The following is a 21,328-nucleotide window of genomic DNA, read 5'->3' as shown; positions in this document are numbered from 1 at the left end:
GGGACTCCATATGGAGTCCCTGGGCTTTTGGCCCGACGCCCGGGTAGGGCGCGCTGGTCGCTGAATGAATGCGGAATGAATAGGTCAGCGCGATCCTCTGTCAGCCAACAGCTCTTAACTCGTTTAGTCGATGAATGCCGGCGGTGCCGATCAGTCCATCCCAATTGTCACCTCGGCCCTCACGCCAGCCGTTGATCCAGGCTTGACGCGTATTGGGATGGGTGAAAGGGCAATTATCCCGGGATTTTCCGTGTATGCCATGCTGATAGCCGCGTAGAAATGCTCGTTCCAACGGATCACGCTTGAGTCTTCTCATAGGGTATCGCCCTCTAGTAATGACTGTTGTCCCGTTTGTTGCATTTCGCCCGGTTGGGCGTGGCGAATGGATCGCCTGCGATACGGGCTGCCGGCGTAGCCCATATCTGCCGCCGCCATTGCGACAGCGACTTAACTGAGTTCTAAACCAGTAAACCTGCCATGTGAACGATCTTTTTGTCATAAGAACGAAATGCAGTTGTGATGCACGTGGTCATCGGTGAGTGGCCTAGAATGACCACACGATACGTCGAGTCACGAAGTGAGCGATCCATCGTTCGTTTACCGACCGCATCCTTTAGCACGTGAATACCCCTTGAACCGCGCGATGGGGAGGATCGAGGCCATCACCGAAGAGAGCCTTGCTTGCTCCGTATGCGCCAATGCGATTCGCGTTAAAGTGGATTTTTTTAGCGCCGAAAGATGACGCTGGAGGGGTATAAGGCGTCATCTTTTTCCATATGGGTCATGTTGCCCTCTCTATTTTTCTGACTGGCGGACGTCTTTTTCGATTAGCCAGCCAAACTGACTTTTCCAGGAATACCTGATGTCGCTATTGCAAGAATTGGTTTTAACCTGCCCCAAAGGCCTCGAAGGGCTCCTAAAAGACGAAGCCACCGCGCTTGGTATGAACGAGACCAAGGAGCAGACGGCCGCTGTCAGAGGCGTCGCCGACATGGAGACCGCTTACCGGTTATGCCTGTGGTCGCGGCTGGCCAATCGGGTGTTGCTGGTGCTCGGGCGCTTCCCGGTTGAGAACGCGGAAACACTGTATCAGGCCATACGGACAGTCGACTGGAGCGAGCATCTGGACCCGACGGGTACGCTCGCCATCGAATTCAGTGGGCAGGGCTCGGGCATCGACAATACCCACTTTGGCGCGCTGAAAGTAAAGGATGCCATCGTCGATCAGTTGCGCGAGCGTCATGGACAGCGCCCGTCGGTCGACAAGATTCGCCCAGATCTCCGTATACATGTTCGCCTCGACCGAGGAGAGGCCGTGCTATCGCTGGACCTGTCCGGGCAGAGTCTGCACCAGCGTGGATATCGGCTTCAGCAAGGTGCGGCACCGTTGAAGGAAAATCTTGCAGCGGCCGTCCTGATCCGGTCGGGGTGGCCACGAATCGCTGCCGAGGGCGGTGCGCTGGTTGATCCCATGTGCGGCGCGGGTACCTTTCTCGTCGAAGCGGGCCTGATGGCAGCGGACATTGCGCCGAACATTCGACGCGAGCATTGGGGATTCAGCCGTTGGTTGGGCCATGTGCCTGCGATCTGGAGCCGGTTGAAGGAGGAGGCCGCTGAGCGTGCCGCTGCGGGGCTCGCACGCGCACCGCTGTGGATTCGCGGTTACGAAGCGGACCCACGTCTCATTGGCCCTGCACGCAACAATATCGAACGGGCAGGGCTCGCCGATTGGATCAGGGTGTATCAGGGGGAGTTGGCAAACTTCGAGCCGTCTCCTGACCGCAACCAGGCGGGCCTTGTGATATGTAACCCTCCGTATGGTGAACGTCTGGGCGACGAGGCGAGCCTGCTCTATCTCTACCAGCACCTTGGCGAGCGTTTGCGTCGCGTATGCGTCGGTTGGGAGGCCGCTGTGTTCACGGGCGCGCCGGAGCTGGGTAAGCACATGGGGCTACGGAGTTACAAACAATATGCGTTTTGGAATGGCGCGCTGCCCTGCAAGTTGCTGCTCTTCAAGGTGCAAACTGAGTTCTTCGTAACTGGTAACCGTGAGCGACCCGAGGCGGCGGCCGCGCCGCAAACGCAGCCCGCCGAAGATGCGACAGCGCCAGCCCGCCTGTCCGAAGGTGCGCAGATGTTTGCCAACCGGCTGCAGAAGAATGCACGGCAGTTGGCCAAGTGGGCGAAGAAAGACGGCGTCGAATGCTATCGACTGTACGATGCGGACATGCCCGAGTATGCGGTCGCCGTGGATCGCTACCGCGATTGGGTACACGTTCAAGAGTACGCAGCCCCGCGATCGATCGACCCGGAAAAAGCCAAAGCGCGTCTGCTCGATGCGCTGGCCGCAATCCCGCGAGCGCTCGAGCTCGATCCTGCCAAGGTCGTGGTGAAGCGCCGCGAGCGTCAGGGGGGAACCCGCCAGTACGAGCGTCAGGCCAATACCGGACGCTTCCTCGAAGTGACCGAAGGGCAGGCCAGGCTACTGGTCAATCTGACGGACTATCTCGACACCGGCCTGTTTCTCGATCATCGCGCCATGCGCTTACGGATCGCACGCGAATCTTCCGGCAAACGCTTCCTCAACCTGTTCTGCTACACGGGCACGGCGACCGTCCACGCGGCGCTGGGCGGCGCTCGGCAAACGGTGAGCGTCGATATGTCGCGCACCTATCTCGATTGGGCGCGACGCAATCTGTCGCTCAATGGCCTATCCGACAAGCATAAGCTGGTGCAGGCCGATGTCGTCGCCTGGTTGGACGAGGACAGGGAACAGTACGACCTTATCTTCATCGACCCGCCGACCTTCTCGAACTCGAAGCGGATGGAAGGCGTGTTCGATGTACAGCGTGACCACGTTTCGCTGCTCGATCGGGCAATGGCGAGGCTTGCGCCTGGGGGCACGCTTTATTTCTCGAACAACTTCCGACGTTTCGAGCTGGAGCCGCATGTAAGCACGCGTTATGCGGTCGAAGAAATCAGTCGGCAGACGCTGGACCCAGATTTTGCGCGTAACCCGAAAATTCACCGCGCCTGGAAGATCACGACGCGCGGTTGATCTGGAGAAGCGGCGCACTCGTGTGGCGGTAGTCCCAGGGTGCGCCGCCCCCAATGCTCGGGGCGACGTTTCCCTGACCGAACACGCTTATCGCCCGGTCTTCGGCTCGCGATAGACGTCCAGCAACACCTGATCCAACGTTGCGGCAGCGCCCCATGGACGTGGATGGTTAAGAATCGCAACGACCGCCCAACTGTTGCCGTTGCGGTCCCGGGTGAAGCCCGCAATGGCCCGGACATTGTTCAAAGTGCCGGTCTTGATGTGCGCTTGCCCCTGCATTTCGGTGGTGCGTAGACGTCTGCGCATCGTGCCATCCATGCCGGCGAGGGGTAACGAGCTGATGAACTCCGCCGCGTAGGGGCTGCGCCATGCGGCCCGTAGGATCAACGCCATTTCCCGTGGGCTGATGCGTTCGTCACGAGACAGCCCAGAACCATTCTCAAGTACCAGATGCGGCGCGGTGATTCCCTTGCGCGCGAGCCAGTCGCGAATGACCCGTTGCGCGGCTTTCGAGTCGTCCGCATCTGCGCTGGTGCGGTAGCGCGCGCCGATGCTCAGGAAAAGCTGCTGCGCCATCGTATTGTTGCTGTACTTGTTGATGTCACGAATGATCTCGACGACATCGGGCGAGACGGCGCGCGCGAGCAGACGCGCATCGCTCGGTACGCTTGCCAGGCGATTACGGCCCAACAGGGTACCGCCCAGCTCCTTCCAGATGGCCCGCACCGTGGCCGCGGCATAGCCCGGATGGTCGAGAAGGGCCATGTAGGCTTGCGCGTTGCATCCCTCGGCCAATTTGCCGGTAGCCATGACGGTGACGCCCTCGACGCCACTGACCGGGCTATAGCGGATCTCGGGATATTCGCTGCATTTGCCCGCGGGCAGGGAGGTGATGCGACTTTCGATACGAACACCATCGAGTGTCGGCTCGCTTACCACTCTGACCGTACCGCCTTCGCTGCGCGCGATCATGCGCACGGATTTAAGGTTGACCAGCAGCGAGTCGGGACCGACCAGATACGGCTTGTAGGGGTCGTCACCGTCGTCGTTGAACGGCTTCAACTGCGGGTGCTTGAAATAGCTGCGATCCATGATCAGGTCACCCGTGACCTGACTCACACCGTTGTTTCGAAGATCGCGCATCAGCAGCCAAAGCCGCTCCATGTTCAGCTTGGGGTCGCCGCCGCCCTTGAGGTACAGGTTGCCGTGCAGCACACCGTTCTTGACCTGGCCGTCGGTGTAAAACTCCGTTCGCCACTGATAGGTCGGGCCGAGCAGTTCCAGTGCGGCGAACGTGGTGACGAGCTTCATGGTAGACGCCGGATTAACCGATACATCCGGGTTGATGTAGGTTTCGATGCCGGGCGCAGAGAGTGGCAGGGTCACCACCGACAGTGCGTCGTTGCCTATCTTGGCGGACTTCAACATCTGCTGAACGCTCTCGGGAAGCGTGGCATTCGACGTGGATGTTTGGGCGGGAGCGGAAAGGGGCAGAAGGCCAGCGATGACGAGTAAAAGCAGTCGTTTCATAGGAAAGAATACAAGGCAGGTGAAAGAAATCCGTCCGATAGTTCGAGAGGTAACAGACGGTACGTCGGTAGCGGTGAACGTGTGACGCGCGCCGCATTATGACGATCGATCGTACGTACGCACAGTGCCAGTACGGACACGCAACCGGGAGATCGACGGGCTGCCGTGGCGTATACGCCGCCAGCGCGGTCAGGGAACACGGTTTGGATCGTCGCTGGCGTGGGTTTCACATGGGATAGAACTCCCAGGCTCTCCACTCGTTGCCGCTACAGAAGAGGCGGTCGACGCAAGTATCCGCGCGTCTCGTCGCTCGCCCCATTTCTGGCTGAGGCGATCTGCGATCAGCACCATCGTGAGCGCGATAGCGGCACCATAGACGCCATTTTCCAAGCGCTGCATCGCGAAGTACCAGTCGCGAGACAGCGCTTCTGCGAGAAGCACGAAACACACCAATACCTGGAGAATGTAGGCCGCGTAGCGTCTCGCGAGAAAGGCGCGAGTGGCGTACACCAGCGCCAGGATGACCAATACGAGATGCTGAGGGCTTTGCAGGCTGTGACCAAGCACGGAGACTAAAAGCAGCACGACGAGCGCGACAATTGCGGCACGCAAGGCATTGCGCGCACTGAAGCGTGGGTCCAATTGCAAGACCGCGAAGGTGGCCAGGGTCATCCAGTAGTCTCGAGGGAGCTCGAAAAATGTCGCGATGAGCCCTGCCAGTGCCGTGCTTATGGCCGCGACGGTCGCAAAGAGAACCCAGCGGTAGCGGGGCAGCTGGCGATTGTGCCGTCGCTGAACGCGGGACACCACGCGAAGGCTTGGCAGGTCGGGCCACATGCGCAGGCCATGGATGCCGCGCAGGCCGAAGCCGAGAAACATGACCCAGCAGCCGCCCAATACGAACAACGTGCCTACGGCTAAACCGCTGTGCAGGGCGCCGATTCCATGTTGACCATGGCCTAGGCATAGACAGATCGCCAGGCAAAAGCCAAATTTCCCAGCTTCACGTCCTTGGCGTTGCAGCCATGCGAACACCAAACCGTAAAGGCCGAAAAGCAGCCCGCTTGCAACGGGGTCGCGGTCGCTCCAGAAGCCTATCCCCGCGCTGACTGCACCGAGGCCGACGAGCAGGCACATGTGCAACATACCGAGCCGCTGGAGCGGTTTCGCCAACGCAGCGATGAAGGCGCCGGTCGCTGCCCAGATAAAGCCGCTGTGCCCACTGAACAGCCCGAGGAGCAAAGGGAGCGCGCAACCCAAGGTTGCAATCAGTGCCGGGCCGAAAGCAGGCGTGGCGGGCTGCCAGCCCAGGCGGCGAACGATATGGGAGGGGGTGTAGGCCATGCTTAGGTTGGACTAGAGCGACCGGTCATTTCACGAGCCATTTCGGTTGCGTAACTGTCGGTCATGCCGGCGATGAAGTCGATGACCCTCATGAACGCCTCGTAAAGCGATGCGTCGACGCGTGGGGCGTTGTTGCCAAGAAGGTCGAGGATACGTCGGTTCTTGAAAGAAGGCGAACGCCCGCCATGCTGCTCCAGGGAGGCGCCGCAGAACGCATTGAGCAGGATTTCCAGGGTGGTGTAGGCGCCAATTTCATGCAGGGTCTTGCGCTTGTCCTGGAAGATTTTTTCGCGAGCGATGGACTTTGCGCGCTGTACGCATTGCTTGGCCGGTCCATGCATGTGCTCGACCAGATCGCCTTGCAGTGTTCCAGTCAACAACGCGGTGTGCTGGGCAACGAAGGCGCGCGCCGCAGCATTGGTCAGGTGCTCAATAGCCTTGCCGCGGAGAATCGCAAGCTTACGGCGCCGAGAGTCTTGCGGGCCGAGTTGGCGATAAGTCTCAGGCAAATCATCGCCGACCAGATCGAGCAGCAGCGCTTCGACTTCGGCGTAGGCGAGCAACTCCATCTCCAGGCCATCTTCCAAATCGATCAGCCCGTAACAGATGTCATCCGCCGCCTCCATCAGGTACACCAGTGGATGCCGTGCCCAACGCTGCTCTTCGATGAGGGGAAGGCCGAGTCGTTGGGCAATTTGTTCCAGCAGCGGCAGCTCGCTCTGATAGCAGCCGAACTTGTGCTTCTTATATCCCAAGGCCTCCGCGTGACGCGCAGTCCACGGGTATTTCAAATAGGTGCCCAGGGTCGCGTACGTCAGCCGTGTACCGCCATCGAACTGGTGATATTCCAGCTGCGTAAGGACGCGGAAGCCTTGCGCATTTCCTTCGAAGTTCAGAAAGTCGCCGCGTTGCTCGTCGGTCATGTCGTCCAACCAACCTCGGCGCGCAGCCTGCTGGAACCAATGCCGGATCGCGTCCTCGCCTGAATGGCCGAACGGCGGGTTGCCAATATCGTGCGCCAGGCATGCGGACTGAACGATCACGCCCAGATCGCTAGGCGAGCACCAGTCCGGCAAGTCATCGCGCAACATCTCGGCGACGCGCATACCCAACGAACGGCCTACGCAGCTGACTTCCAGGGAGTGCGTCAGCCGGGTATGGATATGATCGTTGCTCGAAACCGGATGGACCTGTGTCTTGCGTCCGAGTCGCCGGAACGCACCGGAGAAGATGATCCGGTCATGGTCTTTATGGAATGGACTGCGGCCAAGCTCTGCGGTGCTATGGCTGGCTTTGCCGAGCCGTTCTCGCGTTAGAAGTGTATGCCAGTCCAAAACCGGTCCTCGTGACGCAGTGAATACAGGGCTGCCCCGTCAAGTGCGAATCGAGAGAGGGCCGCTAGAGCTTCGTCGCAAAGCACGACTTACGCAAGTAGGCCCGGCAATGCCGGGCCTACTTGTTGGGCGGTCGAGCGAACGCCTTACCTGGGGGATTTGATCTTCAGCACGAGGGGATACGCGGTGATGGCGAGACGGGCCAGCTTGCCCACCTTGCCAAGCCGCTTTCCGAACAACGCGAGAAAAACCGTAGCTGCGCCAATCCACATCGGGCTACCCGCCGATTCCTCGCCGACCTTCGACGAGCGATTGCTGGAGAACAGCAAACTGGTGATGCCAGAAAGCGGATGCCGCACAGGTTGAGAATGATAGAGCAGCTGTTGACGGTACATATCCATACGTAACCGGATTAGATCCTTGCGCATCTTGCGTTCAGCTGAAGTCGACATGGCTTTACTCATGGCAGCAAGCGCTCCCTATTACGTGCCAGTTCTTCCAGCGTAGCGTGGAATGGAGCCTCTCCACGGCGGACCAATTGGATCGCCCGGAAAACGCATGCCAAAAGCCCGAGGCCATACAGCAGGCACAGTCCGAGGACCGCGCTGAGCCGATATTCATCCCAGCAGGCAACTAGGATGGCCGCCGAGGCACCAATGATCACGAGCAAGCCGAAGATCAAGCTGAGCCCCGAGAAGATGAACAGCTGGAACGTCCGCGACTTCTCTTCCTGCAGCTCAATCCCCAACAGTTCCAAGTGGCTCTGAAACAACCCGACGGCGGCGCCGCCGAGACGTTTCAGCGATGGCCTCGGTGCCTCCTGCGATGGCGGAACAGGGCGCTGCGCAGTGATCTCGTCGTCCATCGGGTGCTCCAAAGTCAACGGCGGGAAGACAGCAGACCCAGCAGGAAGCCTACGCCTGCGGCAATGCCCACCGATTGCCACGGATGCGTGACGACATACTCTTCGGTCGCTTGCGCTGCTGCGCGGCCTTGCTCACGCAGGCTCGCTTCTTGTTCCTTCAACGCAGCCTTGGCGCGCTCTAGGTTTTCGTTCAGCTTCACGCGCAGTTCGTCCGCTTGGTCGCCGGCCGCGTTGGCGGTGCGCTTGAGCAACTTCTCAGTGTCGTTCACGAGCGTACGGAACTCCTTGACGAGTGCGTCCTGCGCTTCGTTCAGATTGCGTTTGTGCGCGTCCTTGTCTACGACCGGCTCTTTCAGCGATGCGGCCGTGCCTGGAGTGGTTCCTTCAAGGGGGCTGTTGACGGTCATATTGATCTCCTCAAGTGAATGGTGCCGTAGTGGATGATGCCGCACTGGATCGTCTCATTGAAAAGTTCGAACCTTCCGACACGTTGGAGGTTCCGCCCGTCTTGCTCATAAGGTGCATCGTCGATTGCATTGGACAGTGAGGGGCGGGAACATTGGCACCCTTCGAGCCAAGAGGACGGGATGTGCTGATACAGGGCTACTTCGATTTGCGCTTCGAGCGCGTCCGCGATTCATTCGCGGCCTTGTTCGAGAATCCACAAGAGCGCGGTGCGGCATTGTGCATCCAGGTCAGCGGCGAAACGGTGGTCGATCTCTGGGCGGGGGCGATGGATAGGGATCGCGAAGCGACATGGCGCGAGGACACATTGGTCAACGTGTTTTCTTGCACCAAGCCGTTCGCAGCCGTGGCGCTTCTGCAAGCGGCTGCCGATGGTCGCTTGGATCTGGATGCACCCGTCAGTCGCGTCTGGCCGGAATTTGGGCAGGCCGGCAAAGAGGGGATCACCGCACGCCACTTGCTCAGCCATACCGCTGGGATGCCCGCGATTCACGAATCGCTACCACCAGAAGCCCTATACGATTGGCATCGGGTTACGGTCGCGCTTGCTGGGCAGTCATCCTGGTGGACGCCAGGGGCCGAGCATGGTTATTCGCCGATTACCTATGGATGGACGATCGGTGAGCTTCTCCGGCGTATCGATGACATGGGGCCAGGCAAAGCGGTCGAGGCGCGAGTCTGTCGACCGCTTGGACTCGACTTCCATATTGGCCTTGCCGAGGGGCAGTTCGAACGCGTCGCGCATGTCGGCCGTGCCAAAGGGTGGACGGGAGATGCGGCGGCGCAACGCATGTTGAATGCCATGATGCGCGAGCCGAATTCGCTCAGTACGCGGTCTTTCACCAATCCACCTGGTGTGATGACGAGCACTAACAAGCCTGAATGGCGCGGTCTGGAGCAGGTTGCAGCCAGCGGGCATGGTAACGCTCGAAGCCTGGCTGGTTTCTACGCAGGTCTTTTGAGTGGGGCATTGTTAGATTCGGAAATGCTATCTGAAATGACCCGTGAGCATGCGGTCGGAGACGACCGAACATTATTAACCTCGACGCGTCTCGGCCTAGGGTGCATGCTCGACCAACCCGGGGTAGCCAACGCAACCTACGGCCTCGGCCCAAGGTCCTTCGGGCATCCAGGTGCTGGCGGTTCTACCGGATTCGCCGATCCGGATCTTGATATCGCGTTTGGTTTCGTCACCAACACTTTAGGGCCATATGTGTTGATGGACCCTCGAGCACAAGCGCTGGCCAGGGCCCTTGGTGATTGCCTGGATGTCAGTGCTGCGTAGCGTGCCGACCGAAATGAGGACGACGTCGTTTGTCTACCGTGTTTGAGATTTGAGCAGGACGCGTCGGTTGGTCATCTACCGAGTGATCGGACGATGGATGATGGCGCCTTGCAATACGAAGCATGCCCCAGAGCATTGCGATTGCGACCGCGAACCAGCCTAAAACCATTAATGTGAGCGTCAGGGCGGGACTAATCATGATCTACCTCCGCGTCTTTGCTGCGTATAAGGTAGACCCACGCCGTAGATTTCGGTTTGAGCGTGCTGACCAATGGTAGCGAAGCGGCATCACATCAAAATCTGTGGTCGATTTTTCCCCGCTGCGCTCGACGAGCGGAGCGCACGCGCCTGACAGGTGCGTTTTTGAGCGGCTACACTGGCTTGCAGGACGCATAGAGGAGCAACGCTGATGGATACGTCGACGAGCAATCTGCTCGAAGTGGTTTCCGGTGGAACGGAGACACGCTCAAGCAGGGCATTCATCGACAAGATTTTGCATGCCGTACGCCTCCACTTAGGGATGGATGTTGCGTTCGTATCGCGATTCAGAAACGACGAGCGAGTCTTCACACACGTCGATAGCGTCAGCTCTGGACCCTTGAAACAAGGTGATGTGATGCCGCTGGATGATGGCTACTGCAGTCGTATCACACGTGGTGAATTACCTGAGTTGATTGCTGATACTTCGATGATTTCTGGAGCCCAAGCGCTCCCGGAAACGGCGAACGTCCCGATCGGGGCGCATATCGGCGTACCGATATGCCTCGAAAACGGGCGCCTTTACGGCACGTTTTGCTGCTTTAGTTACAAGCCTGATCTCACGTTGAGCGAGCGTGACCTAGAGATTGTCCGGGTATTCGCCGAACTGATTGCCGACAAGATAGACAGTGAACTGACGCTGACAGACAAGCTGGACGAGAAAGAGGCGCGAATACGTCGAATCATCGCGGCGAACCAGCCAATCGTGTTCTATCAGCCTATCTATTCGCTGGACGACATGCGGATTACGGGGTGGGAGAGTCTTTCTCGTTTTCGGTGCGAGCCGGTTCGAAGCCCGGATGTTTGGTTTCAGGAAGCGGCCGAAGTCGGTTTGGGGAAAGTGCTGGAGTTATGTGCGATCCGTACCGCGCTCAAGGGGCTGACGTTACTACCCGCCAATACCTACGTTTCATTCAATTGCTCCGCCGAGACAATGCTGGACGGTGAGTTGATGCATCTACTCGACCCGGTCCCACTGGATCGGGTCGTGCTGGAAATTACCGAGCATGACGTCGTGGCTGATTATGAGGCGATCGTCAAAGCGCTCGCGCCTCTGCGGAAACGCGGTATGCGGCTGGCTATCGACGATGCAGGCGCGGGTTACTCCAGCCTGCAACACATTCTTGAATTGGATCCTGATCTCATAAAGCTGGACATGAGCCTTGTGCGCGAGATCGATAAGGATTCACGGCGTCGGGCACTAGCCTCCGCATTGATCGCTTTCGCCCGCGAAACCAACACCTTCATCGTCGCAGAAGGTGTGGAAACACCTGAGGAACTTGCCGCATTGCGCGCACTGGGCGCCGATAAAGGACAGGGCAACTTGCTCAGTCGTGCGGTAAACCTGGAGGAGGCATGTCAGTTGCCTAGGCGCTCATTTCAGGGCGGTCAAACATTCAGGTAGTAGGTGTCGATACGTGCGGCATTTCGGATCGGATAAGAATCGACATCTCGCGCGGTCACCGCGGCGGCGTTTTTAGGCTGAACGCGGTGGCAGTGTGTAACTCGTATCCGTAAGCGGGCAAGTGATCACACGTTAGCGTGAACGCTTTTGTAAGTCGCCGTTTCCGTTGCCTCGTTTCCATCGATGCGCCAGCTCCTTGCGCATGATGACGAGTTCACGAGGCGCTCGAATCGTCAGGCGTACGCTGCCGCGCTGGATAGACACCTGGATTTGTAATGGGTGTCTGGCAAGTTGCTCGATACTGATGGCGCGTGTGTCGTCGATGAAAAGCACAATTTCCTCGCCCACGTAGCGACCGAGTGACAGTCCACCGAAAGGCGTGTCGAGCAATGAGTCGACTTCGAGTATGCGCATTCCCGGCGGCGTCTCGACCTTTATGTGCGCCTGATTACGAGTGGCGCTGACAACCTTGATATTGATGCCGGTACGCTGCAAGTCGTGAAGCAAGTCTTGTGGGTCAGTGCGGGGTTCGAGTGTCAAGACGATTGCTTGATTAGTGGAGCGACTACTAACTGACATTCCCATCCGGTGGTTTCATCTCTGCAGAAGGTGTGCAGGCCGGAATACAATGCTCGGCCGAATAATGTGATCTTATTCACATTTTTCGAAAAAAAGGAGGTCTGTTCGGCTAAAACTTTTACATCGTCACATCTAGAAAAGGTTGCACGCTTGATGGGGGCATTGTGCAGGCCCAGTGAGGCTAGTGGTATTTCCTCGCAGATCGTTCCATCGCAATGCAAATGTGGGTCGCAGGTTGCCGCTGAGGCGCCTAGATAATGGCCCAGCGTATTGACCGTTTAGCAGGTTAGCGGCAAAACCTCATGTAATGCTCGAACTTTTGGCTAACGTGTTCTTTCATAGGATGAACGATTCACAACGCGAGGATTTCGGCATGACGACTTTGCCGCTGGTCTATCACCGCAACGGGTATGAGCTGACTCGGGATGAGCATGGCTGGCTCGTACGCCAACACGAGCAGGCTGTAGCGGGACCATTCAGTCAATTTCATGAAGCGGAGCGTGAGGCCAAGGCGTTGCCTTTGACGTCTTGGTTGGGTTTCGGGACTTGCCCCTCCCTGATTGAATCGCCTCCTTCGGATGTCTGATGCGGGTCAACGGAACGGGCGGTGACGCAACGTGACGGTCGCCGGGATATTCCCCGGCCAGTGAGTGTCCGATAGGTAGGCATTGACTACCGTTGCAATGATATTAGCGTTCGGATCGTCATGAGCGCGGGCCGAGTGCTTAGCGTGTCGGTCGTCCACGGCTTAAACAGCGTGGTACTGTGGCGGAGTGTCACGGTTACCGGACCAGTTAGACTAAACCCCCCACGTTGTTTGCCAGTACCAGGCTTGAGAATGAGCTCTTTCGAAGAAATAGTCCTCGTTGTTGAAGATGAACCGCAGATTCTCGCGCTGCTTGTCGACTATCTGCAGGCGCAGGGCTACAGAGTGCTCCCCGCGACCTGCGCCGCTGAGGCCTTCGATGTATTGGCCACCAAGCCCCATCTCGATCTGCTGCTAACCGATTATCGTCTGCCCGACGATGTTTCAGGTGTGCGAATCGCGGAAGCCGCCCTGAAGCTGCGGCCTGACTTGAAAGTCATCTTCATCAGCGGGTATCCGAAGGAAATCCTTGATACCGGTAGCGATTTGGCCAAGCAGGCGCCCGTGCTCGCCAAACCTTTCTCGTTCGAAACCCTGCACGAACAGATCGAACGCCTGTTGAGTTGATGCTGTTGCACATGCCAGCTCTAGGCCTGGCATGTTGGAAAGTTATCAATCAATGGCCGAATCAAACGCCCAGTTTGTCTCGAAGGCTGTAATACCAAGCGCCTAATGCAGACAGTGGTGCCTGGAACCGCTGGCCGCCGGGGAACGGATAATGTGGCAGCTTGGCAAACGCGTCGAAGCGGTCTGTTTGACCGTGTAGAGCCTCAGCCAGAATTCTGCCCGCCAGATGGGTGAACGTGACGCCGTGACCGCTGCATCCCTGTGAGTAATAAATGTTGTCGCCGATTCGCCCTACCTGGGGGAGGCGGGAAAGTGTCATCAGAAAATTCCCCGTCCAAGCGAAATCGATCTTGATGTCTTTCAATTGAGGGAACGTCTTGAGCATTTTGGGGCGAATGATCGCTTCGATGTCGGCGGGATCGCGAGCGCCGTATACGACACCGCCGCCATATATAAGCCGGCGGTCACCCGAAAGGCGGTAGTAGTCCAATAGATAGTTACAGTCCTCGACGCAGTAGTCTTGCGGAAGAAGACTGCGGGCCAGCGCCTCGTCCAGTGGCTCGGTAGCGATGACTTGAGTGCCGCAGGGCATGGATTTGGCTGCGAGCTCGGGCACAAGATTGCCCAGATAGGCGTTTCCGGCCACGACCATGAAGCGGGCTTTCACCGAGCCTTTTGCGGTACGTGCAATTGGGCTCGGGCCACGCTGGATGTCGAGCACGGCAGAGTCCTCGAAGATCTGCCCACCGAGACGCTCAACTACTGCCGCTTCGCCAAGCGCCAAATTCAAGGGGTGGATATGGCCGCCGCTCATGTCCAACAGCCCACCTACGTAGGCATCGGTATCGACGACATTGCGGATCGCGGTCCGATCGAGCAGTTCGAGCTGCGTGTTACCGTAGCGTTCCCAAAGCGCTTTCTGAGCTTTCAAGTGTTCCAGCTGGCGATGGGTCAGCGCGGCAAAAACACCGCCGTCCTTCAGGTCGCATTGGATGTCATAACGCTTGACGCGCTCGCGAATGATACGACCGCCTTCGAATGCCATGTGTCCAAGGAGTGCTGCCTGCGCGGGAGGGACCGAACGCTCGATGACGTCGATGTCACGGCTATAACTGTTGACGATCTGCCCGCCATTGCGTCCCGACGCGCCGAATCCGACCTTTGCCGCCTCTAGCACGACTACGCGGAAACCTTTTTCCAGCAGTGAGAGTGCGGTCGATAAACCGGTGTATCCCGCGCCGACGATACAGATGTCAGTTTCAATATCTGCGGTCAGTTCTTCACGTCGAGGCGCGGGGTTCGTTGACGCGGCGTAATAGGACGAAGGATAGCGGTTCGACATTTCATGGCCTGGCGTTGGGTCTTTAATAGCGCTCGATGCTAACCGGTTCATATCACGTGAGCTACAGGCCATGGCGAAGGCCAATTTCAAAAATTCCTTCTTTTCAGTCAGTTACTTGGAAAAAGAGTGTTGACAGTCAATCGATTCTCCGTAAAATGCGCGGCCACGACAGGCACATAGCTCAGTTGGTTAGAGCACCACCTTGACATGGTGGGGGTCGTTGGTTCGAATCCAATTGTGCCTACCAAATAAAGTCTGCTGCTGCAGGCTTGAGAGGCGATCCGAAAGGGTCGCCTTTTTTTGTGCTCGTGTTTCCTGAAACGTTCTGAACGTCGCGTTGGTTAGCGCGTTAGAGATCGCAGTGCAAACGATCCAGTCGGAGGCGGTCATTGCCCAGCTGGATAGCGAAATCCGCTGGCAAGCACTCGAGTCCACCGTTAACGTAGCTGCCGTGGCGGGCTATGGGGAGGTAGCAACGCTGTGTGAGGCGAAAACAACGGATTTGTCAACCGCTCGTCAGCTTCACTTTGCAATCCCTTGCATATTAATGAGTTGCGGCCAGAATCTTATGCAGCATCTTCAAAGCTACTAACCATCCATATCTACAACTGTATTTTTTATAACGGAGCTTGTCTTATGACGCTGTTCAGGACCACAACCGCGCTCTGCTTTTGCGCCTTCGTCACTGGCTGCAGCACGACTGGAGAGGGCGGTTCCTGGTGGCCTTTCAGCAAGAAAGACGAGCCGGTTGCGGAAGTGCCGAAGATTGACGTCAAAGCGACGCAGGCCTGGATGGATACCTATGAGCCGGTCTTGCGCGAAGCGGTCAAGGGCAGCGAGTTGCAACTCGATCGCAAAGAGAACGTTCTGATCGTTACCGCACCCGTCGACAGCTCTTTCAACCCGGATCGTCCTGGCATGCTCATGCCACGGACGCTTGGCCCATTCACTCGTGTCGCCAAGGCCGTGGAAGGCGATACCAAGACCGGCGTTTTGGTCCTGGGCCATGCTGACACCAGCGGCGCCATGGAAACCAATCGTAAGTTGAGCCAGGAGCGCGCTCAGGCCGTTGGTGCGATCTTCCGCCTGAGTGGTCTTCAGCGGGATCGCCTGATGCTCAAGGGGGTCGGTTCGGACAGTCCTCGCGCAGCGAATGACAGTGCGCAAGGCCGCTCGTTGAACCGTCGTGTGGAGATTATCCTGACGCCTCAGGACACGCTTCTTGCCTTGCTGGCGCAATATAGCCAACCGCCAGTGGCCGTAACTCAGGTCGCTGCGGCTGCTCCCGCCGAACAGGTGAAATAACGCCTCACGGCTTACGTCCGACGCCTCGCGGTGGCTCATAGGGCCTCGCGGGGCGTTTTCGTTTTTGGGCATTGGTTTTTGTCGCCGCCGGGTGCGTGGGGTAGCCTATATCGGATTCAGCGTTCCGACAGGTGCTCACGGCTATGCTCGGAACAGCGCTCGCTCATTTCCAGGAGTATCTGCCATGACTACCTCATTGGCCGACATGCGTCGCGACTACACGCGTGAAGGGTTGGACGAATCGCAAGCCCCAGCGGAGCCGCTGGCCCTGTTCCGGCAATGGTTCGCTGATGCGGTGGAGACGGAACAACTTCCCGTCGAGCCGAACGCGGCAACCCTGGCGACCGTGGATGCGGAAGGGCGGCCCCATTGTCGGGTGCTGCTGCTTAAAGCACTGGATGAGCGCGGCTTCACGTTCTTCACCAATTACCAGAGCGCCAAAGGCGATCAACTTTCCGCAAATCCGTTTGCCGCGTTGACGTTTTTCTGGCCGACGCTTGAGCGGCAGGTGCGCATCGAAGGATCGGTGGAAAAAGTCACACCAGCCGAGTCAAACGCCTATTTCCAAGTGCGCCCTTTGGGCAGTCGACTTGGCGCATGGGCGTCACCGCAAAGCCGTGAAATCAACGACCGCCACGTACTCGAGCAGTTGCTTGAGGAAACGCGGCAGCGCTTTGAGGACACGCAGCCCACGTGCCCGCCGCATTGGGGCGGATATCGCCTAGTGCCCGATCTCATCGAGTTTTGGCAGGGTCGTCCGAGCCGGCTGCACGATCGTCTTCAGTATCGCGCTATCCGAGATGCGTGGACGCGTCGTCGTCTAGCGCCTTGATATTCATCTCACAAGACAAACGAGCCAAGACACGGTCACATGTAAAGTGACTCGTTCGACAAGCTCCAAACGTTTCAATGTCTGAACGCAAGGTCACGTTTTTCACTGCCAGAGAGGACATCAGCATGCGTAGTAAATTTTTCGTCGCCGCCTTTGCCGCTTTCGCCGTTACCTTGGGCGGTTGCGTATCGAGCCAATCTGGCGACGTGTACTCACGTGACGAAGCCCGTCAGGTGCAAACCGTTCGGACCGGAACGATTCAGGCACTACGTCCGGTGAAGATCGAAGGAACCAAAACGCCTATCGGTACCGGTGCCGGTGCGGCGATTGGCGGCATCGCCGGTAGCGGTGTAGGGGGCGGTCGTGGCAGCTATGTTGCGGCAATTGTCGGGGCGCTTGCGGGTGGTCTTGCGGGTGCTGCAGCCGAAGAAGGCTACACCCGTTCGGACGGTGTCGAGATCACCGTTCGCGAAGACGACGGCAGCACTCGCGCCTACGTGCAGGAAGTTCAGAAGAACGAGATCTTCCAGGTCGGCGACCGTGTACGTATCTTGACTGTGAACGGTACGAGTCGCGTATCACGCTAAGTCCATAGCAGGGCTCGACAGGCCCGTCCCAAAGGGGCGGGTCGGGTCGCGTAGGTAGCGCGGGAAATGGCCTCCGCTGTCGCTGCAGGATTTGGCAAGGGAATGACTCGACCAGACTGGGCGGCCAGTTTGGTCACTGTTTGCGTCCTGCGCGATTCTCCATGGGTGAAGTAAATGCCATGGCCCGTAGCGAACCGGCGCGGTCCAATCGAAGGCCATTTCTCACAGCAACGCGGCTCGCGACGAAACGCCAACAGGCCTTAGTTCGTCCCCCTCACGACGCGACGCAAGACAAACCGGTTCGGGTGGCATGCTTCCGCCACCGTGCGAGGAATCGGCAACGGTTCGTTTTCGAGCCAGGCGGCGAGCAATTCTCCGCTTAGCGGGGCGGTAATAAGCCCCCGCGAACCATGGGCGGTATTTACATAAAGGCCATCGAGCCACGGGCAAGGCGCATCGGGGACCTGACGCGCATCGCGAGCCAGCGCAGCATATCGTTCCGCGAAGGCATCGTTATCGGCCAGCGGGCCAACGATAGGCAGATAGTCAGGACTGGTGCAGCGATAGGCTACGCGTCCCTCGAGCCTGGGTAGGTCTCCTATCGATCGGCGCAACGGTGGCGAGATTTCTTCCAGCAGATGCAGGTTATGTCGATGCTCGCGCTCGCTCGGCTCAAAGCCTTCGGTATTGAATTCGAAGCTGGCGCCCAGGGTGTGCAGGCCTTCTCTGGCTGGCGCAACGTAGCCCTCTGCGCATACCACTGTTTTCAAACCGTCGGTTTCGGTCGTTCGAGGCACGTAGCTGATCTGCCCCCGAATGCGTTTCAGCGGTAATGCCGCCGTTTGGCAAAATCGGGCGCTGTCGGCAGCGCTGGCAATGATGACGACCGGCGCGCAGATGCTCGTATCCGCCATTGCTACCTGCCAATCGCCACTGTCTTTTCGTGAAAGACTCAGTGCTTCTGTACACGTCCTGACTGTGATGGACGGATGATCGAGCAGTGTTCGGCAAAGCGCGGGGGGATGGACCCAGCCCGCTTCGGGAAAGAAAAGTCCCCCAGCCGCGAGCTCCACGCCCGCGTTGGAGGACGCTGTTTGAGCATCAACCGTCTGCAACAGGCCTGACCTGAAGCGCTCCGCCAGCGCCGCATGGCGGCGCGTCTCCTTGTTGTCGAAAGCAAGTTGCAGCACGCCGCATTCGTCCCACTCTTGGCCTTTGTGCAGTCGCTCCAGCAGTCGGCGGGTGAAGCAGAAGCCGTCTACAACAAGCTTCGTCAGCGACGTGCCATGGGCGGAAAGTTTCAGATAGAGAACGCCTTGCGGATTACCGGACGCTTCCGCGGCGACCGTTGCATGGCGCTCTATCAGCGTGACGCTCCAGCCTCGGTTAGCCAGGCTCCGCGCAGTGGCGCAGCCGGCCAACCCTGCACCGATGACGACCGCTTCGCGCCGCGATGTGAGACGAGTGGGGCGGGCGTACCACGGTTTGTAGGAGTTCTTGGGTGCGCCAGTGAACTGGCCCGCCAACATCTCGCGCTTATGGCCAAAGCCTCGCACCTTGCGCATGGCGAATCCGGCATCCACCAAACCGCGACGTACGAAGCCCGCGCAGGTGAAGGTGGCGAGCGTCGCGCCGGGCGCAGACAGTCGACCTAGTTCGTTGAATAGCTGTGCAGACCACATATCTGGATTCTTCGCGGGCGCGAATCCGTCTAGGAACCAGGCATCGACACGTGCGTCTAGCGCTGGAAAGGCTTCTTGCACATCGTCGACGATCAAAGTCAGCGTCACGCGTCCGTTGTCGAACACGAAGCGCTGAAATCCGGTGTGCACGGCTTGATACTGGCTGAGAAGCTGCCCGCTGAACGCAGCGAGTTCGGGCCATAGGGCCAGCGCCCGCTCCAAATCAGGGCGGGTCAACGGAAAGCATTCCGCGCTGATGAAATGCAGGCGAGCACCGGGCTTCGCGTGCACTTCGAACGCCTGCCATGCGCAAAGAAAGTTTAGTCCCGTGCCGAATCCCGTCTCGCCAATGGTGAATATGTCGTTCGCATGCAATCGCGAAAAGCGTTCGGCCAACGTGTTATGGGAAAGAAATACGTGTCGCGTTTCATCGAGGCCACTTGCTTTGGAGAAATAAATGTCGCCAAAAGCGCGTGACCTCGGTAGGCCGTCACTGTCCCAGTCGATTTCGGCACGTTGGATGTCTGACATTTTTCCTCCTGCTCAGGAGGAGTGATTCTACAGTGCTACGTCGATCATTGCGGACAACGGCTACCTCGCTGTGGTCCAACCCGAAACGTGTACACGAAACGGAGGAAGGGTTTCAATGTTCGAAACCGCTGAAATTGGTCATCGTTTGGACAAAAGTACCTATGAAGCGAAACTGCCAGCCCTACGTTCGGCGCTACTGGAGGCCCAGTACCAACTGAAGCGCGAGGCGCGTTTTCCCGTGATCATCCTGATCAATGGGATCGAAGGCGCGGGGAAGGGCGAGACCGTCAAATTGCTCAACGAATGGATGGATCCACGGCTCATTCTGGTCGAGACGTTCGACATCAAGACGGAAGAGGAGCGGGAGAGGCCACCCGCGTGGCGGTATTGGCGGCGGTTACCTGCCAAAGGCAGGACCGGCGTTTTCTTCGGCAATTGGTATAGCCAAATGCTGCAGAACCGCGTCCATGGCGTCATCAAGAATGCCGAACTGGATCACGCCGTCGACCAGGCGCTCAAGTTCGAACAGATGTTGTGCGACGAGGGCGCACTGATCCTAAAGTTTTGGTTTCATCTCTCCCGCGAGAAGATGTTCGCGCGATTGAAGAGCCTCAAGAACGACCCGCTGCACAGCTGGCGTCTCAGCCCCTTGGATTGGCAACAGTCCAAAACCTACGGGCGTTTCGTCAAACATGGTGAGCGCGTGTTGCGTGCGACGAGCCGCGACCATGCACCATGGCATGTGATCGAGGGCGCGGATGAGCGTTATCGAAGTCTCACGTTCGGCCAATTGCTGCTCGACGGTTTGCAGCATGCATTGGATCGCACCAGCATTCAGCCTGTTCGCCAAGCAGTGCCGCCGATCCCGAGTCTCGATGGACGGAATGTGCTGGACAGCCTCGATCTCACCCAATCCGTCCCGAAGGACGATTACAAACGCCTGCTGACGCATGAACAGGCCCGGCTATCGCGCTTGATGCGCGACAAACGGATGAAGAAACATGCCCTCGTAGCGCTGTTCGAAGGTAACGACGCTGCCGGTAAGGGCAGCGCCATACGTCGTGTATCCGGCGCGCTGGACCCGCGCCAATATCGGATCGTGCCAGTGGCGGCGCCAACCGAGGAAGAGCGTGCGCAGCCCTACCTGTGGCGGTTCTGGCGGCATATTCCCGCCCGCGGGAAGTTCACGGTGTTCGATCGGTCTTGGTACGGACGTGTGCTGGTCGAGCGGGTAGAGGGGTTTTGTTCAACGGCTGAGTGGTTACGGGCGTATAGCGAAATCAACGACTTCGAGGAGCAGCTCCGGGAAGCCGGGGTCGTTGTCGTCAAATTCTGGATGGCGATTGACAAGGACACCCAGCTAGAGCGCTTTAAAGCGCGCGAAGCGACGCGGTTCAAACAGTTCAAGATTACCGAGGAGGACTGGCGCAATCGCGAAAAGTGGGACGACTACGCAACTGCTGTGAATGACATGGTCGATCGTACGAGTACTGCCATCGCGCCGTGGACATTGATTGAGGCGAACGACAAGCGCTTCGCGCGCCTTAAAGTGCTGCGTACGATCAACGATGCTTTGGAGAGGGCGTTGAAAAAGGGATGAACGCAGAAGAGCAGGGCGTGCCCGCCTGCATTGCGTCCAATGAGCGTAATTTATGGTTACCCGCTCAGCCCTGGTGGGAGCGGGACATGCCCGCGATGGATCGGTGCATTCTG

At 58.4% G+C, this 21,328-nt stretch carries 18 protein-coding genes, 1 tRNA gene and 1 pseudogene; 9 read left to right on the top strand and 11 right to left on the bottom strand.

What is annotated here, in order from left to right:
• Positions 1-100 precede the first annotated feature (100 nt).
• The gene (gene rmf / locus IEY47_RS07115; protein ID WP_188982477.1) at positions 101-316 is read right to left on the bottom strand and encodes a ribosome modulation factor; all 216 of its coding nucleotides are present in this window, start codon (positions 314-316) and stop codon (positions 101-103) included.
• A gap of 546 nt (positions 317-862) precedes the next feature.
• On the opposite strand from rmf, the gene rlmKL reads away from it, so the two are divergent.
• Positions 863-3,058, top strand: a complete 2,196-nt coding sequence (gene rlmKL / locus IEY47_RS07110; RefSeq protein WP_188982476.1) for a bifunctional 23S rRNA (guanine(2069)-N(7))-methyltransferase RlmK/23S rRNA (guanine(2445)-N(2))-methyltransferase RlmL — start codon at positions 863-865, stop codon at positions 3,056-3,058.
• A gap of 87 nt (positions 3,059-3,145) precedes the next feature.
• Here rlmKL and dacB read toward each other — a convergent pair whose 3' ends face one another.
• The 6 genes from dacB to IEY47_RS07080 form a co-directional block, all read right to left on the bottom strand.
• Positions 3,146-4,588, bottom strand: a complete 1,443-nt coding sequence (dacB, locus tag IEY47_RS07105; RefSeq protein ID WP_188982475.1) for a D-alanyl-D-alanine carboxypeptidase/D-alanyl-D-alanine endopeptidase — start codon at positions 4,586-4,588, stop codon at positions 3,146-3,148.
• 189 nt (positions 4,589-4,777) lie between these two features.
• Positions 4,778-5,932 (bottom strand): FUSC family protein, encoded by a 1,155-nt coding sequence (locus IEY47_RS07100; protein WP_188982474.1) that lies wholly within the window; start codon positions 5,930-5,932, stop codon positions 4,778-4,780.
• Positions 5,933-5,934: 2 nt separating this feature from the next.
• Entirely contained in the window at positions 5,935-7,266 is a 1,332-nt protein-coding gene (locus IEY47_RS07095; RefSeq protein WP_188982473.1) for a deoxyguanosinetriphosphate triphosphohydrolase, read from the bottom strand.
• 146 nt (positions 7,267-7,412) lie between these two features.
• On the bottom strand, positions 7,413-7,730 hold the full coding sequence (locus IEY47_RS07090) for a hypothetical protein (RefSeq protein ID WP_188982472.1): 318 nt from the start codon (positions 7,728-7,730) through the stop codon (positions 7,413-7,415).
• Entirely contained in the window at positions 7,727-8,131 is a 405-nt protein-coding gene (locus tag IEY47_RS07085; protein WP_188982471.1) for a phage holin family protein, read from the bottom strand. The genes IEY47_RS07090 and IEY47_RS07085 overlap by 4 nt, the downstream gene beginning before the upstream one ends.
• A 14-nt stretch (positions 8,132-8,145) precedes the next feature.
• Positions 8,146-8,538: an ElaB/YgaM/YqjD family protein gene (locus tag IEY47_RS07080; protein WP_188982470.1), complete on the bottom strand. Its 393-nt coding sequence runs from the start codon at positions 8,536-8,538 to the stop codon at positions 8,146-8,148.
• Positions 8,539-8,720: 182 nt separating this feature from the next.
• Between IEY47_RS07080 and IEY47_RS07075 the strand changes: the two genes are divergently transcribed.
• Both IEY47_RS07075 and IEY47_RS07070 read left to right on the top strand, forming a co-directional pair.
• Positions 8,721-9,881, top strand: a complete 1,161-nt coding sequence (locus IEY47_RS07075; protein WP_188982469.1) for a serine hydrolase domain-containing protein — start codon at positions 8,721-8,723, stop codon at positions 9,879-9,881.
• A gap of 409 nt (positions 9,882-10,290) precedes the next feature.
• Complete coding sequence (locus IEY47_RS07070; protein ID WP_188982468.1) at positions 10,291-11,544, top strand: sensor domain-containing phosphodiesterase; 1,254 nt, start codon at positions 10,291-10,293, stop codon at positions 11,542-11,544.
• Positions 11,545-11,676: 132 nt separating this feature from the next.
• On the opposite strand, the gene IEY47_RS07065 is transcribed toward IEY47_RS07070, so the two are convergent.
• A complete protein-coding gene (locus IEY47_RS07065; RefSeq protein WP_188982467.1) occupies positions 11,677-12,084 on the bottom strand; it encodes a carbon storage regulator in 408 nt (135 codons plus the stop codon).
• 391 nt (positions 12,085-12,475) lie between these two features.
• Positions 12,476-12,613 (bottom strand): hypothetical protein, encoded by a 138-nt coding sequence (locus tag IEY47_RS07060; RefSeq protein ID WP_188982466.1) that lies wholly within the window; start codon positions 12,611-12,613, stop codon positions 12,476-12,478.
• A 348-nt stretch (positions 12,614-12,961) separates the two neighbouring features.
• Here IEY47_RS07060 and IEY47_RS07055 point away from each other — a divergent pair, with 348 nt between their 5' ends.
• The gene (locus tag IEY47_RS07055; RefSeq protein ID WP_188982465.1) at positions 12,962-13,336 is read left to right on the top strand and encodes a response regulator; all 375 of its coding nucleotides are present in this window, start codon (positions 12,962-12,964) and stop codon (positions 13,334-13,336) included.
• Positions 13,337-13,397: 61 nt separating this feature from the next.
• Here the strand turns inward: IEY47_RS07055 and IEY47_RS07050 are convergent, their stop codons facing one another.
• The gene (locus IEY47_RS07050) at positions 13,398-14,678 is read right to left on the bottom strand and encodes an NAD(P)/FAD-dependent oxidoreductase (RefSeq protein WP_188982464.1); all 1,281 of its coding nucleotides are present in this window, start codon (positions 14,676-14,678) and stop codon (positions 13,398-13,400) included.
• Positions 14,679-14,848: 170 nt separating this feature from the next.
• On the opposite strand from IEY47_RS07050, the gene IEY47_RS07045 reads away from it, so the two are divergent.
• The 4 genes and pseudogenes from IEY47_RS07045 to IEY47_RS07030 all read left to right on the top strand — a co-directional run bounded on the left by IEY47_RS07045 (position 14,849) and on the right by IEY47_RS07030 (position 17,402).
• Positions 14,849-14,925 (top strand) — tRNA-Val (locus IEY47_RS07045).
• A gap of 389 nt (positions 14,926-15,314) precedes the next feature.
• A pseudogene (locus IEY47_RS07040) lies at positions 15,315-15,956 on the top strand (OmpA family protein); the annotation flags it as partial.
• 211 nt (positions 15,957-16,167) lie between these two features.
• Positions 16,168-16,815, top strand: a complete 648-nt coding sequence (gene pdxH / locus IEY47_RS07035; protein WP_188982462.1) for a pyridoxamine 5'-phosphate oxidase — start codon at positions 16,168-16,170, stop codon at positions 16,813-16,815.
• 125 nt (positions 16,816-16,940) lie between these two features.
• Complete coding sequence (locus IEY47_RS07030) at positions 16,941-17,402, top strand: outer membrane lipoprotein (protein ID WP_188982461.1); 462 nt, start codon at positions 16,941-16,943, stop codon at positions 17,400-17,402.
• A gap of 260 nt (positions 17,403-17,662) precedes the next feature.
• Here IEY47_RS07030 and mnmC read toward each other — a convergent pair whose 3' ends face one another.
• Complete coding sequence (mnmC, locus tag IEY47_RS07025) at positions 17,663-19,615, bottom strand: bifunctional tRNA (5-methylaminomethyl-2-thiouridine)(34)-methyltransferase MnmC2/FAD-dependent 5-carboxymethylaminomethyl-2-thiouridine(34) oxidoreductase MnmC1 (protein ID WP_188982460.1); 1,953 nt, start codon at positions 19,613-19,615, stop codon at positions 17,663-17,665.
• Positions 19,616-19,730: 115 nt separating this feature from the next.
• On the opposite strand from mnmC, the gene pap reads away from it, so the two are divergent.
• On the top strand, positions 19,731-21,215 hold the full coding sequence (gene pap, locus IEY47_RS07020; protein WP_188982459.1) for a polyphosphate:AMP phosphotransferase: 1,485 nt from the start codon (positions 19,731-19,733) through the stop codon (positions 21,213-21,215).
• Positions 21,216-21,328: the final 113 nt, after the last annotated feature.

The organism is Pseudomonas matsuisoli, from assembly GCF_014647635.1.
Lineage (GTDB): Bacteria > Pseudomonadota > Gammaproteobacteria > Pseudomonadales > Pseudomonadaceae > Pseudomonas_P > Pseudomonas_P matsuisoli.
This window is presented reverse-complemented; position numbering and strand designations above follow the sequence as displayed.

Excerpts from the sequence above, each read along its gene's own strand:
- IEY47_RS07060 (WP_188982466.1), bottom strand. The coding sequence starts at position 12,613 with ATGAAATTGACTGAATGGTCCCGCTACAGCCTGCTCGTGTTGGCGTAC.
- IEY47_RS07100 (WP_188982474.1), bottom strand. The coding sequence starts at position 5,932 with ATGGCCTACACCCCCTCCCATATCGTTCGCCGCCTGGGCTGGCAGCCC.
- rmf (WP_188982477.1), bottom strand. The coding sequence starts at position 316 with ATGAGAAGACTCAAGCGTGATCCGTTGGAACGAGCATTTCTACGCGGC.
- rlmKL (WP_188982476.1), top strand. The coding sequence starts at position 863 with ATGTCGCTATTGCAAGAATTGGTTTTAACCTGCCCCAAAGGCCTCGAA.
- dacB (WP_188982475.1), bottom strand. The coding sequence starts at position 4,588 with ATGAAACGACTGCTTTTACTCGTCATCGCTGGCCTTCTGCCCCTTTCC.
- IEY47_RS07090 (WP_188982472.1), bottom strand. The coding sequence starts at position 7,730 with ATGAGTAAAGCCATGTCGACTTCAGCTGAACGCAAGATGCGCAAGGAT.
- IEY47_RS07030 (WP_188982461.1), top strand. The coding sequence starts at position 16,941 with ATGCGTAGTAAATTTTTCGTCGCCGCCTTTGCCGCTTTCGCCGTTACC.
- mnmC (WP_188982460.1), bottom strand. The coding sequence starts at position 19,615 with ATGTCAGACATCCAACGTGCCGAAATCGACTGGGACAGTGACGGCCTA.
- IEY47_RS07070 (WP_188982468.1), top strand. The coding sequence starts at position 10,291 with ATGGATACGTCGACGAGCAATCTGCTCGAAGTGGTTTCCGGTGGAACG.
- IEY47_RS07080 (WP_188982470.1), bottom strand. The coding sequence starts at position 8,538 with ATGACCGTCAACAGCCCCCTTGAAGGAACCACTCCAGGCACGGCCGCA.
- IEY47_RS07050 (WP_188982464.1), bottom strand. The coding sequence starts at position 14,678 with ATGTCGAACCGCTATCCTTCGTCCTATTACGCCGCGTCAACGAACCCC.
- IEY47_RS07055 (WP_188982465.1), top strand. The coding sequence starts at position 12,962 with ATGAGCTCTTTCGAAGAAATAGTCCTCGTTGTTGAAGATGAACCGCAG.
- IEY47_RS07085 (WP_188982471.1), bottom strand. The coding sequence starts at position 8,131 with ATGGACGACGAGATCACTGCGCAGCGCCCTGTTCCGCCATCGCAGGAG.
- pap (WP_188982459.1), top strand. The coding sequence starts at position 19,731 with ATGTTCGAAACCGCTGAAATTGGTCATCGTTTGGACAAAAGTACCTAT.
- pdxH (WP_188982462.1), top strand. The coding sequence starts at position 16,168 with ATGACTACCTCATTGGCCGACATGCGTCGCGACTACACGCGTGAAGGG.